The 13906-nt window shown below is 47.1% G+C and carries 10 protein-coding genes and 1 pseudogene; 5 read left to right on the top strand and 6 right to left on the bottom strand.

Features of this window, described 5'->3' with window-relative positions; translation table 11 throughout:
* Positions 1-93: 93 nt before the first annotated feature.
* A pseudogene (locus FQZ95_RS12520) lies at positions 94-348 on the top strand (hypothetical protein); the annotation flags it as partial.
* Positions 349-666: 318 nt separating this feature from the next.
* On the opposite strand, the gene FQZ95_RS12525 reads toward FQZ95_RS12520, so the two are convergent.
* The 4 genes from FQZ95_RS12525 to rclR all read right to left on the bottom strand — a co-directional run bounded on the left by FQZ95_RS12525 (position 667) and on the right by rclR (position 4883).
* Entirely contained in the window at positions 667-1362 is a 696-nt protein-coding gene (locus FQZ95_RS12525; protein ID WP_032183351.1) for a LutC/YkgG family protein, read from the bottom strand.
* The gene (locus FQZ95_RS12530; protein WP_000023919.1) at positions 1355-2782 is read right to left on the bottom strand and encodes a LutB/LldF family L-lactate oxidation iron-sulfur protein; all 1428 of its coding nucleotides are present in this window, start codon (positions 2780-2782) and stop codon (positions 1355-1357) included. Before FQZ95_RS12530 ends, FQZ95_RS12525 begins: the two co-directional genes overlap by 8 nt.
* Before the next feature lie 10 nt (positions 2783-2792).
* The gene (locus FQZ95_RS12535) at positions 2793-3512 is read right to left on the bottom strand and encodes a (Fe-S)-binding protein (RefSeq protein ID WP_001102123.1); all 720 of its coding nucleotides are present in this window, start codon (positions 3510-3512) and stop codon (positions 2793-2795) included.
* Between the two features lie 516 nt (positions 3513-4028).
* Positions 4029-4883, bottom strand: coding sequence for a reactive chlorine-specific transcriptional regulator RclR (gene rclR, locus FQZ95_RS12540; protein ID WP_000339584.1), 855 nt, complete (start codon positions 4881-4883; stop codon positions 4029-4031).
* A 225-nt stretch (positions 4884-5108) separates the two neighbouring features.
* Between rclR and rclA the strand changes: the two genes are divergently transcribed.
* The 3 genes from rclA to rclC all read left to right on the top strand — a co-directional run bounded on the left by rclA (position 5109) and on the right by rclC (position 7384).
* Positions 5109-6434 carry a reactive chlorine resistance oxidoreductase RclA gene (gene rclA / locus FQZ95_RS12545; RefSeq protein WP_105270912.1) on the top strand — a complete coding sequence of 442 codons (1326 nt, stop codon included), beginning with the start codon at positions 5109-5111 and terminating at the stop codon, positions 6432-6434.
* Between the two features lie 108 nt (positions 6435-6542).
* The gene (rclB, locus tag FQZ95_RS12550; protein ID WP_000474001.1) at positions 6543-6779 is read left to right on the top strand and encodes a reactive chlorine resistance periplasmic protein RclB; all 237 of its coding nucleotides are present in this window, start codon (positions 6543-6545) and stop codon (positions 6777-6779) included.
* An 11-nt stretch (positions 6780-6790) separates the two neighbouring features.
* A complete protein-coding gene (gene rclC / locus FQZ95_RS12555) occupies positions 6791-7384 on the top strand; it encodes a reactive chlorine species resistance protein RclC (RefSeq protein WP_001355150.1) in 594 nt (197 codons plus the stop codon).
* A gap of 159 nt (positions 7385-7543) precedes the next feature.
* Here the strand turns inward: rclC and FQZ95_RS12560 are convergent, their stop codons facing one another.
* Positions 7544-8413, bottom strand: a complete 870-nt coding sequence (locus FQZ95_RS12560; protein WP_123057650.1) for an aldo/keto reductase — start codon at positions 8411-8413, stop codon at positions 7544-7546.
* Between the two features lie 247 nt (positions 8414-8660).
* Here FQZ95_RS12560 and FQZ95_RS12565 point away from each other — a divergent pair, with 247 nt between their 5' ends.
* Positions 8661-9518, top strand: coding sequence for a helix-turn-helix domain-containing protein (locus FQZ95_RS12565; RefSeq protein WP_123059755.1), 858 nt, complete (start codon positions 8661-8663; stop codon positions 9516-9518).
* A gap of 120 nt (positions 9519-9638) precedes the next feature.
* Here the strand turns inward: FQZ95_RS12565 and fdeC are convergent, their stop codons facing one another.
* Positions 9639-13892, bottom strand: a complete 4254-nt coding sequence (fdeC, locus tag FQZ95_RS12570; protein WP_160530263.1) for an inverse autotransporter adhesin FdeC — start codon at positions 13890-13892, stop codon at positions 9639-9641.
* Positions 13893-13906: the final 14 nt, after the last annotated feature.

Consider the following 13906-nt stretch of genomic DNA (forward strand, 5'->3'; position numbering starts at 1 on the left):
GCTGATGTTTTTACCAGAATATTCCTGATACAGACTATTAATTCAAGCTTATCTGCGACAGATTTCATTTTCTGGATATATTATGAGTGACAAATCAAACAGGATATCGATCTGATTGAAATTTTATTTTATCTGAAGAAAAAGATTCGTGTTATTCTGTTTATTATAGCTGTTTGTATGACAATGGTGCTATTATTTCTGTACATCAATAAAGACAATATAAAGCTGAGTTACAGCCTAAAAATAAACCACACAACATCAGGCATACTTGTAAGCTGTGATAGCAATAATAACTTTGCCTGTCAGACCACAATGACTGAAGATGTTATTCAGCGAATTACGAGTTTTTTAGACCAGTACTAATGCTAAAAATTGCCTTGTCAAAAAAATGGTAGATGAATACAAACAAAACTCTGGGCAGTAATAAACAGCATTCTGATAGAGAGTGCCTGTATAAAGCTGAAGTGACAATGACCGGGAAGGGAGCCCGTCTTCAGGAATGGATTCCTGTCTTTTTCACTGTAAATATCCTGGCATTATTAATGTCAGGATATTTACAGAAGAGCAGCATAACCATGACGGAACGGGGTTAAGTCAGGTTGTCCTTAACGCTATTCACAACCTCGTATACCGCCTTCAGGTTTATGTCCAGACTTCATATCTCTCTCAGCAATCCTCAATAATCAGATACACCGCTTTCACCGGACCATGAACCCCGACGACTTTGATAAGCTCAATGTCCGCCGTTGAACTAGGACCACTGATGATGTTAATACATGACGGCATTCGTTCACCGGCCTGCGCTTTCTGATGCAATTTTTCTGCGAGTTGCGCTACACGCGGCAGGATTGTGCTTTTACGCAGGATAAAAAGAGAAGATTCCGGGAGCAGGCTCAATGAACGCCCGCGCCCGGCAGCGGAAAAAAGAACCACGCCACCCGATTCGGTTAAACCATATTCAGCATACACGACGCCCACTTTAGCCTGCTCTGCTTGTGATATGTTCTCAATACCTTTCGCCGGATCCCAAACAACGGCATTGCATTCCTGCTGCAAACGTTCGCTAATCCCCAATTCCTCCAGCCTCGTGTCACCGCTAATCACGACCGACTGCTCTCCCAGCTCTTTACACAGACATATTGCAGCTTCTGCGGCCTGCGCCTCGCTGGTCAGTTCACAGCGCGTCAACATAACATCGCTGGCAAACTGGATAAACGCGTCACAGCGCTGCTGTTGGTTAAGTTCGGTAAGCCGCTCGTTAGCATAGTTGTTAAGCGGCGCATCTTCTGCTTGCGGTTCAAGTCGCTGCGGGCGACCCAGTGCCTGAGCAACGTTATTCAAAAATTCGCTCCGATTATCCATTCTTTTTCTCCTGCGCCTGATGTTTCTTAAACCAACTACGGAAACTCTCTCCGTCAGCTTCAGGAAGATCGCGTGCTTCCATCCAGTCGCTAATCGCGCCAAATTTGAGTGGTGTTTTGCCGCCATTGATAAACCAGCTTGCCGCATGAGCACCAGCCATCATCCCGACTTTCCACAATCCTGGATGACTATTGGCATAAGCGAACATTTTTATCGCCCGTTGCTCTGCTTTTGCGGTGATCCCTTTTTCAGCCATCACCCGACGATGACGCAAAATCAGTTTTGACAGCGGAATACGCACCGGACACACGCTGTCACAAGCGGTGCATAAAGAGCAGGCGTAGGGTAAATCTTTAAAATCTTTATAGCCGCCAAGTAGCGGAGAAATCACCGCACCAATTGGCCCTGGATAAATAGAGCCATATCCATGACCGCCAATATGGCGATATGCCGGACAAGTATTCATACAAGCCCCGCAGCGAATACAGCGCAGCACATCCCGAAATTCAGAAGCCAGCACCTCAGAACGCCCGTTATCGACAATAACCAGATGAAACTCTTCAGGACCATCAACGTGCCCCGCTTCGCGCGGTCCTGTCAGCCAGGTGTTGTATCCCGTCAAACGTGCACCAACGGCACTGCGCGCCAGCATGGTGATCAATACATCTACCTCGGCAAACGTGGGGGCAATACGCTCCATTCCCATCACTGCAATATGCGTTTTAGGCAGCGTGGTACACATTCGCGCATTACCTTCATTGGTCACCAGGCATACCGAACCGGTCTCTGCCACCGCGAAATTACAGCCGGTAATACCTATTTCAGCACTGAGGAAATCTTCGCGGATTTTTTGCCGAATGAATAAGGTCATCGCTTCAGGCGTTTCCGGCCCCTCATAGCCCAGACGTTCGTGTAGCACTCGACGGATCTGATGGCGATCTTTATGAATTGCCGGGACCACAACATGAGAGGGCGGATCTTGATCCAGCTGGAGAATGTATTCACCCAGATCGGTTTCAATCACCTGAATACCAGCATCCTGCAACACATGATTGACACCAATCTCTTCGGTCACCATCGATTTAGATTTCACCACCTTCCGGGCATTTTTGCGTTGGGCGACCTGTAAAATGTAGCGGGTGGCGTCTTCTTTGGTTTTTGCAAAATAGACGTGACCGCCGTTTTGCGTCACTTTTTCAGAGAGCTGGTACAGATAAGCGTCGAGATTACTCAGAACATGATCACGTATCTGGGCGGCCCGATCGCGCCACTCCTCCCAGTGCCCCAATTCATCGACCATTTTTTGCCGATTTGCCCCAATACGCTGCTGCGCGTTTGCCACCGCTTTGCGCATGATCGGATCTTCAATTTGCTGACGGATGCGTGTCTTAAAATCTGTATTACTGGTTTTGATCGACATCTTTATATCCTCAGCGGCTCATCAGCACTTCAGCAATATGCATCACTTTGACTTTCTGCCCTTCCCGTTGTAATCGTCCACTGATGTTCAGCAGGCAACTCACGTCAGCACCAATTAAATACTCAGGGCGGACTTCCATCAGGTGCGCAACCTTTTCTTTCACCATCTCGCCGGATATTTCGGCCATTTTGACCGAGAACGTGCCGCCAAATCCGCAGCAGGTATCCTGTTCAGCAAAGGTCAACAGCTCCAGTCCACGCACATTTTTCAGCAGCGTAAGTGGCTCGTCCTTCACCCCCAGCTTACGGGCCAGGCTACAAGATGGGTGATACACCGCTCTCCCTTGCAAACTGGCACCTACATCGACTACCCCTAATGTATTAACAATAAAAGAGGTGAGATCCTGCATACGCGCGGCAACCTTTTCGGCACGTGATGCCCATTCAGGCTCATCCGCCAGATACGTTGGGTAACTTTTTACGGCATAGGTACAGGAGCCAGCCGGTGAAATAATGGGATCGTCGTTATCCTCCAGTGCGGCGATCAGATTTTTCATCCCTGGAATCGCTTCTTTGATATAACCACTATTGATCGCAGGCTGACCGCAGCATCCCTGTTTCTCCGGGAAATTTACGCGACAGCCGAGTTTTTCCAGTAGCAGCACGGAGTCTCGTGCCATTCTTGATTTCAGGGCGTCACCAATACAGGTGACAAAGAAATTGACATTCACAACTAATACTCCATTACTTCATGCCCATTTATGCCCGATGGTTCCCCCACCAGGGGATCAATCATCAATAAATATGGCGTTCTTTTTTAATTGGCTAGCAACATACCACCCCTCATTTGTATGACAAATGATAATCTTTCATCCAAACTTCAAATGCAATAACTAATTTTATTTCTTTCGGCATCGCTCACATTTTATAGGGAAATCGACGATCATTTTTGGCATAAGAAATTCATTTAAAAAGGCCACATCCCTTATACCTATTCAGAGCTACTTATTCAGGGGTTGTTGAGATATACAATGATGGTGTACTAACAAAATCACCGGCAATAATCAGGTATCAAGTAATAGTCGGCATTTTATTTAATTAAAGCAATTTAGTTTGCGTTTTTATTTACATACTGGGCCTGCATTCTTCAAAAAAACATATAAAACACTGTTGGAAATAGAAATAGTTGAAAGGCTCACAACACCCGGAATGCTGATTATCTTTGCTCCGATTCCTGGCGGTTTTATTCAGGGTGCAAGCTGTCTGACTCTTTCCCGATATTCTCCCGGGGTACAACCAAACTCGCGGACAAACGCCTTGTGAAAAGATGATTCACTGGCATAGCCTACTGACTCAGCGATCACCACAACAGGGAACGTTTCCCGGGAAAACATCTGGGCCGCTATTTGTAGACGCAACTTTGTTAATACAGCCAGCGGCGTGGTTCCGGAAACATCACGGAAAAGCTGGGCAAAACTTGCCCGGGACATGTGGGCGATGCTGGCCAGCGATTCGACGGTCCAGGCGTGTCCTGGCATTTCCAGCATTTGCTGTATTACCGCACCAAGACGTGGATGCAGAAGCAAACTGAGAATGTTTTTCTCAGTATTAACCTGTGCAATCCACTCACGCACCGCGAGGGTAAAGAATGTAGCGCAGATCTGGCTACACAGTGCATCCACTCCCGGCATTGCCGATTTGGACTCCTGTTGTAAAAACGGGATCGCCTCCCTCAGCCAGTTATATTCCACGCTGTGGTTAACCGGTGCTAAAAACAGCGTTTCCGGCAAAGACGTTAAAAAATAACGCGCCGAATGTTGCAGCCGAAGAGTGCCGCAGACAATACAGGTCGATTCATTATCGACATGACTCAGGCGATGAGCTGAATTTTGTGGTAGCAGGACCACATTTCCCGGGCGTAATGTAAAAATCTCCCCCGTCGGCATTTCCAGCTTCGCCGCTCCTTGCGTTAACGCATGCCAACGAATAACCGATAATTCCCCGGCACCATGTGGAAGCTGCCAGTCACTTCCTAACACGCAATTCTTATCGATCGTTCCTTGTGGAGCGTTAAGCATCAACAAACGGCTAAGGGCATCCATATCAGACTCCTGAGTGGTTTTTGATTACAAACACCAACAATCTTAGACAATAATTAATCTAATACCATCAAATGGTTAATCATGATTTTTGTTTTGTGATTCTGATTAAGAAAAAGAAAATACCAGACGATAAGACAAAATATCAAGCGTTGTGAAGAAATGTTATTTGCTCTTTTGCGTCTATAGTCATGATGTCAAATGAACGCGTTTCGACAGGAAATCATCATGAATAAATATCAGGCAGTTATTATTGGTTTTGGCAAGGCTGGAAAAACATTAGCCGTCACGCTGGCAAAAGCAGGTTGGCGTGTGGCTCTCATCGAACAATCAAATGCAATGTATGGCGGGACCTGTATTAATATCGGCTGTATCCCAACCAAAACATTGGTTCATGACGCACAGCAGCACACAGATTTTGTCCGTGCCATACAGCGTAAAAATGAAGTGGTTAATTTTTTACGTAATAAGAATTATCATAATCTTGCGGATATGCCCAATATCGACGTGATCGACGGCCAGGCGGAGTTTATCAATAATCATAGTCTGCGTGTTCATCGGCCTGGGGGAAATCTGGAGATTCATGGCGAGAAAATTTTTATTAATACCGGTGCACAAGCCGTGGTTCCGCCAATTCCTGGAATTACCACCACGCCTGGTGTATATGACAGCACCGGATTACTTAATCTAAAAGAATTGCCTGGGCATTTAGGTATTTTGGGCGGCGGATATATTGGCGTTGAGTTCGCCTCTATGTTCGCTAATTTTGGCAGCAAAGTAACCATTTTAGAGGCAGCTTCGCTGTTTTTGCCTCGGGAAGATCGGGATATTGCTGATAATATCGCGACGATTTTACGCGATCAGGGCGTCGATATTATCCTCAATACCCATGTGGAGCGAATCAGTCACCATGAAAATCAAGTGCAAGTGCATAGCGAGCACGCCCAACTGGCGGTGGATGCACTGTTAATCGCTTCCGGTCGTCAACCGGCTACCGCTTCGTTACATCCAGAAAATGCCGGTATCGCAGTAAACGAGCGCGGGGCAATTGTCGTTGACAAGCAATTACATACCACCGCAGACAATATTTGGGCGATGGGAGATGTTACCGGCGGGCTGCAATTTACTTACATATCACTGGATGATTACCGCATTGTACGTGATGAGTTACTGGGTGAAGGCAAACGTAGTACTGATGATCGGAAAAATGTGCCTTATTCCGTATTTATGACACCGCCCCTTTCCAGGGTTGGTATGACAGAAGAACAAGCCAGAGAGAGTGGTGCTGATATTCAGGTGGTGACATTGCCTGTAGCTGCAATTCCGCGCGCCAGAGTGATGAACGATACCCGTGGGGTATTAAAAGCGATTGTTGATAATAAAACCCAACGTATATTAGGGGCATCACTGCTGTGTGTTGACTCCCACGAGATGATTAATATAGTGAAAATGGTGATGGATGCCGGGCTGCCTTATAGCATATTACGCGATCAGATATTTACTCATCCGTCGATGAGCGAATCACTCAATGATCTATTTTCATTAGTCAAATAAACTCAAAATCAGACGCCAGGACAAATATTCTGGCGTCTCAGAGAAAAGAATCTTATTAATTCCTTGTTATTATATAACTTCTTAATCACTTCATTGATGGTATTTTATATGTTTAAAAAACCTGTTTTATTTGCAACACTATTATCTGGCGTTATGGCATTTTCCACCAATGCAGATGATAAAATAATTCTGAAACATATCAGCGTCTCGTCAGTATCAGCATCACCGACAGTTCTGGAGGATGCCATTGCTGATATAGCCAGAAAATATAATGCTTCATCCTGGAAAGTCACATCGATGCGAATTGATAATAATTCAACCGCAACAGCAGTATTGTATAAATAAGAATGTTCACAATGGAAAAATACCTGCACCTGTTAAGTCGGGGAGATAAAATTGGCCTGACATTGATTCGTCTGAGTATTGCGATTGTTTTTATGTGGATTGGGTTATTAAAGTTTGTCCCTTACGAGGCAGACAGCATTACACCATTCGTCGCAAACAGTCCACTAATGTCGTTCTTTTATGAACACCCGGAAGACTATAAACAGTATCTGACTCACGAAGGCGAATACAAACCAGAAGCAAGGGCATGGCAATCGGCCAATAATACCTATGGTTTTTCCAACGGTCTTGGCGTCGTGGAGGTGATTATTGCTCTGCTGGTTTTGGCTAATCCTGTCAATCGCTGGTTAGGTTTATTGGGAGGGCTGATGGCATTTACCACACCGTTGGTAACACTCTCATTTTTAATCACCACCCCGGAGGCATGGGTACCCGCATTGGGTGACGCTCATCATGGTTTCCCTTATTTATCTGGTGCTGGTCGCCTGGTATTGAAAGATACTCTGATGCTGGCAGGTGCTGTCATGATAATGGCAGATTCGGCGCGGGATATTCTTAAACAACGCAGTAATGAATCCAGTTCAACGTTAAAAACTGAATATTGATAATCCGAACACTGTCTGTTGTTCACTTTTTCAGGCGTCAGGCTCCCTTTCTGATGATGAAGCCTGACGCCATATTACCGGAGATATGACAGAGTGAAGATCAATATCACTCCCCTGTTAAAAGATTCTTGTCGTCTCAGGTAAAATAAGTGATTAATATCAATCATGTATTTTTACAGCAAGACAACCACGAACAAACTCAGGATTAAAATGTTTTACCGATTCCCCAACATAACCCAAATCAAGCGAACTAATTTGCGCCATTTCTTTCTCTGTCAGTGAGAAATCCCAGATAGCAAAATTTTCTTCGATACGCTGTTGATGTGTCGATTTCGGAATAACGACCACTCCCCGTTGAATATTCCAACGCAGAATGACCTGAGAAATCGATTTTTGATGGGCATCTGCAATATTCTGAAGCAGACTATTTTCAAAGGGTTTATGTCGTCCACCGCCTAACGGAGCCCATGCTTCAGGCTGCACGTTATAATACTTCATGGTTGCCAGCGCCTCTGGTTGGGCAAAATAGGGATGCAACTCGACCTGGTTGACCATCGGTTTAACTCTTACCGTTTCACAAAAGTTCGCCAGAACATGAGGGTAGAAATTGGAAACCCCAATCGCTTTTAATTTTCCCTCTTCATAGGCATCTTCGAGTGCACGCCACGCACTAAAATAATCGCGCATGGCCTGGTGTAATAAATAGAGATCGAAGTATTCCAGTCCCGATTTTTTTAATGATGCTTCAATACCTGCTGCTGCAATATCCTGATTCAACATATCCTGCACCCACAATTTAGACGTTATAAATAACTCTTCTCGGGTACATAAACCTTCAGATATGGCTTCACGAACGGCTTCACCGACGGCATCTTCATTACCGTATACCGCTGCAGTGTCGATGAGTCGATAACCCGTGCGGATAGCATTCAACACTGACTGTTTGCATACGTCTTTATCGGTAACCTGAAAAACACCAAATCCCATCATCGGCATTTTCAGATTGTTACTTAATACGGAAAATTCCACTGTCAGTCCCTCCATTAGGTATGAACAATGAGTCTACGTTAAAACGTAACCTCAAATTAGTATGTGGATTTTGATATCACTTATGCAAAAAATTCATTAATAATGTAGGACTGAAACCTCTCTATTTTTGGGGCAATGAAGCAGACGCTATCAGTGCTTTTGCCTTGGGACTTGCTGTTTTTGATACACTTAGGGCCCAGGACATAACGAAAATGTGCGATATGACAAAGAATTAACGGAGAATGTGATGATCAGGCAGAAGATTCTACAGCAGCTCCTGGAGTGGATTGAGTGCAATCTTGAGCACCCTATTTCAATCGAAGATATCGCACAGAAATCTGGCTACAGCAGGCGCAACATCCAGCTTCTGTTCCGAAATTTCATGCATGTGCCTTTAGGAGAATACATTCGCAAACGAAGGCTTTGTCGTGCCGCCATTCTTGTCCGACTCACCGCGAAATCTATGCTTGATATTGCACTCTCTTTGCATTTTGATTCACAGCAGTCATTCAGCCGCGAATTTAAAAAGTTATTCGGCTGCTCTCCCCGTGAATACCGCCACCGTGATTATTGGGATCTCGCAAATATCTTCCCTTCTTTTTTAATACGTCAACAGCAAAAGACGGAGTGTAGATTAGTCAACTTTCCTGAGACACCTATTTTTGGCAATTCATTTAAATATGATATTGAAGTGTCGAATAAATCACCGGATGAAGAAGTCAAACTGCGACGTCATCATTTAGCCAGATGTATGAAGAATTTTAAGACGGATATCTATTTCGTCTCCACGTTCGAACCGTCAACAAAATCGGTCGATTTGCTCACAGTTGAAACTTTTGCCGGTACGGTATGCAAACAAACCGATTCAGAGATGTCGAAAGAGTGGACAATTAACCGAGGACTGTATGCCTCTTTCCTCTATGAAGGTGAGTGGGAGCACTACCCTGAATGGGCGCGAAACCTCTATCTGATGGAATTACCTGCCAGGGGGTTAGCCAGAGTGAACGGCAGTGATATTGAGCGATTTTATTACAATGAAGATTTCGTAGAAAAGGATAGCAATGATGTTGTTTGCGAAATATTTATCCCTGTTCGTCCGGTTTAGTTATCGCTATGTCTAAATGAATTTATAACAAGACTACTGTCAGGCAATTCAATAAATAATGGCGTTGAAGATGTCAACGCCATTATTGTTTATTAGAATGTTACTTTCATACTCTTAATATTATTTCATCGCCTCCTCGCCCGTTGCCGTATTGGCATCCACCGCGGTAATGGTCACCGTCACTGGCTTCATTTCGTACCCGCCATAGGTCAGGGCGTTAAATGTGAACGTATAGACACCAGGCTTGCTGGTACTAAATGTACGCGTGATTTTTCCGCTCACGAAATGGTCATTTTTCGACGGCAGGAACTGATAATCCTTCTCCGTCACCCCTTCCGGCGTCTGAATGTCGACCCACATATTCCCGCCAACGGGGTTATTTGCCGACATCAGGGTCACCTCCAGCTTCGCAGTCGATTTCCCATCCGCCACCAGCGAAGGCACATTAGATGATGCGGTGAGCTGCGCGTTTTTATCATCCGCGACGAATTTAGCTTCGGCGGTTTTCGTTGATACCTGACCGTTGTTCTGACTCACTTGCGCCGTGAGTGTATATGTCGCCGCAACAGTCGTGGTGGCGGTGAAAATAGCCTGCCCTTGCTCATTCGTTGTCGCAGTGCCATTCGGTTCCAGGTTTAACGAAGCCGGGCTGGCGGTCAGCGTCACTTCGCTATCTTTCACCAAATTCTTATTGGCATCAGTCACCGTAACTTTATACGTTTGTTTGGCTTTGCCGTCCGCCAGTGCATAGTTGCCAATCACCTCAATACTGGAGACGGTTGCGGTAGCCTTATCGGCTACAAACGTTATAGTCTGCGTATTCGAAGGCTGGCTATTCCCTGCCGATGCCGTGATCTCATACGTTCCGGCAGTCACTGAAACCACCTGCAACTCTGCTTTCCCCTCATCGTTGGCTTTCACCCAGACATTATCGCCAGTAAGCGGCTTGACACCCCGGGGCAGATTAAATGTCACCAGAGTTCCTGGAACAGGGTTACCGTTTTTATCCTCAACGGTCGCCGTCAGCGTAAAGGCATCTTTGCCGTTTGCCACTTTTTGAACGGCGGTGTCTACCTGCAGGTTTGCCTGACCGGAGCTGGCATCCGCGTTGAATTTCACCGTGACCGTCTTCTGAGAGTTTTTCACCGCGGCCGCGATTTCAAGTTCCCCTGCAACGGTTGATATCAACTCAATATCCGCTTTACCTGCCGCATTGGTTGTTACTGTATTCCCCGTCTTGCTAGTCACACCCTGCGGTAAAGTCAGCGTAACTTCTTGCCCCTGCAACGGGTTACCATAGCTGTCCACGACGGTCAGGGTTACCTGGTTAGCAGACTGTCCATTTGCCAGTTGGTTATTCACCTTCACCGCCATATCACTGATCACTGCCCGGGAAGCGTCGCCTGCAACATTCAGCACCAATGGCTGAGCAACGGCATTTTGGCCGTTCACGCGTGTCATGACAGACAACTGACCTGCAGCCGATCCCAGCGTTAAGGTCGCCACGTAGACCCCATTACTTTGCTCTGTCCAGCTTCCTGCTGAAGGTCGCTCTGATCCCGTGCTGGCGGCACCGCTAAACACTGGTGCATCTGGCTTCAGCCCGGTGACCGGGTTCCCGTACGCATCCTTCACGGTGAAGGTGAGTTCCGTCGTCGTTTTAACCGTTGGAGTCTTATTGTCCGCAACAAGCGTAGAGTTCGCTGATGACATCTCCCCGGCGATGACCGTCAACTGCGCGGCTTCGGTGGCTGCTGGCTGGCCGTTGAAGAGCGGCATGACACGAAGCTCGCCCGTCTTTCCGCCTGTGGTCAACGTAGCAACATAGGAACCGTCACCTTTTTCGGTCCAACTGGAAATAGTCGCCCCTTCAGAGGCGGTCCCCGTCAAACTTGCCGACAACGAAAGACCACTGATAGCGTTGCCATGCGCATCTTTCGCCACCAGCGTCACGGTTGTGCTTTCGCCTGCTTTTACGCGATCTGCGGCTACAGACACTGTCGACTGGCCTGAAGATAACGCATCAGCCACCACGGTTACTTTTGCCGCGTTTGCTGCCGCATCCTGTCCATTGAGCTTCGGCATAACTTCTAATTCACCCGCCGTAGAGCCGAGAGTAATCTGCGCAGTCCACGTCCCATCACCATTATTTGTCCAGCCAGATGCCGTAGAACCAGCAGCTGCTGCGCCCGATAATGACGGTGCATCCGGATTGAGGCCTGTTACAGGGTTGTCATTGGCATCTTTTGCCGTCCAGATTGCCGTAAGCGTACCGCCGACCACCGGTTTATCAGGATTCAGGGTGATGGACGAATGTGCTGCATCAAGCGGCCCGGCAACGAACTTCAGCGTTTGTTGTAATGTGCCCAGCAGATACTGCTCGCTGAAGGCACGCACAACAACGTTTCCGGCACGAGTCGAAGAAACCGTGGCGCTGTAAACCCCTGGTTTTATTTCCGAAATGGCACCAACGGTAACACCATTAGTGTCTTGCGGAACAAGTCGCAGGCGGCTGGCTTCTCCCGTCACCGGATTACCCTCGGAGTCCACCGCAGTCAGCGTCAGCGTGTAGGCTTGCTGACCATCAGCAACCACGTCACCTGACGGCTCGTTAGCGCTCAGGGTGGAGTTTGCCACATCCATCATCGTGGCCCGCAGTTCTGCAGTGACGGTTTTGCTCATGCCATCAACGCTAACAGTAATCGTTGCCTCACCTGACTGCGTTCCGGTCGTAAAGACAGACTGGTACACCCCTGCTTCAGTTTCGGTGAACTCACCCAGTGTGGGTTTTGCCTGTGATTTAGTGGCCTTCAGGGTACGAGTCACAATATTTCCAGCCGGTTTGAAGGATAGTTCAGTCTTGATCTGATCTTTCATGCCCTTGACTGGCTGGCCCTCTGCGTCGCGCAGAGACAGCACCAGCGGCTTTTGCTCATTACCGTTAGCAAGCATTTGAATACGGCTCTGACCATCAAGCGTTAACGCCGTGCGATCGGCGCTCATACCAGCTCCGGTAATAACCACTTCTGTCTGCACACGTTTCGAGGCATTGCCTTTGTTATCGTAGGCAACTGCTGAAATCGCATAATAATTGTCTTTGCCTGGACGGTAAGCCGGGAGCGTTACTTGCCACTGACTACCCTGACCGGTAATTTTGCCACCTTCAGCCAGTAATGACGGCGCTTCCCACTGCACATTTTTCAGTCCGTGAGTTGCTTTGCTGACCACAAGCCCCAGGGAAACCGTCTGACCGCCCTTGCCTTCAATACGCTCAGGCAGAGCAATACGGATCACTTCAGATTTGCGGTACTCAAGAACGATGTTGTTATTACGCTCAACCAGGTCATAGCGGCTGCCTGCCAGCATTCGACGCTCGCGAATGCTGTCTGTATCGAGTTGTTTTTGCAGAGGTTCGCCAATTCGGTAGTTAACTTCCAGGCCAAAGCGAGTGTCATTCTCACCACTCTTGCCCTGCTTATGCCCGGCGCTCAGTGTCAGAAGAGGCACTGGTGTATAGGTTACCTCGGCAGAAATAGCATGCGGGTCTTTCTGGCGTTTATCTTTACCAAACAGCCCGACTTCATCGCCATAATACTGCTCATACATCAGGCTTGCGCCAAGCTGCGGCCAGGCAGGTAAATAGCCCTCAGCACGAATATCCCAGCCATTCGCCGGGCGTTCCTGATAATCCTCAACATCCGGCGATTTTTTCCAGCCAGAAGCCCGGATATAACCATTGGCGCTCAGTTTCAAATAATCACGCCAGTATTCCACACCAACACCAATGCGGGTATGACTACGGGATAAATCATGATCGATAAAAGTATTCACCCCCGCCATCCAGTCATTTCCTGAAAAATGACGCCAGCCAAAACCAATATTTGACTGAGTACGATCGTCGGTACGATGTATTGCCCCCTGAGTGAACAACATATTTGTCGGCGTGTCATAAATCGGATAAAGCATTTCCAGCGAAGAATCCTTCAGCGAGAAATCTTTATCGACATTCAGTTTGACGCGCGCTGTACCATATTTCCCGAGCCACTCCTGTATTTCCTGGTTAGCTTTAGCGGTGGCCATTCCGGTAATAAAATTACGTGTCGCATCGCTATCTGGCTGACTGCTTAAAAATGTCCCGGCATTCGCGGCAAGCGACGCGACATTTTTCTCCACGTTATTATCAGCAGTTACCGTAGTATTTTCCATGCTCAATCGTGGCTGAACCGCATGCTGCGCATGTGCCGCCATTACTGGGGTAAAAGTGACTGCGAGTGGGAAAAGAACCTGAACAGAGATATTTGCCCACGCCACGCAGCGGGCCAGAACTGAATAACGAAATCGTGGTTGTTTATGACCTGTTTTATAACGTGACATTGAGATAATTTCCT

Origin of the sequence: Escherichia sp. HH41S (assembly GCF_009820115.1) — a bacterium.
Lineage (GTDB): Bacteria > Pseudomonadota > Gammaproteobacteria > Enterobacterales > Enterobacteriaceae > Escherichia > Escherichia coli_F.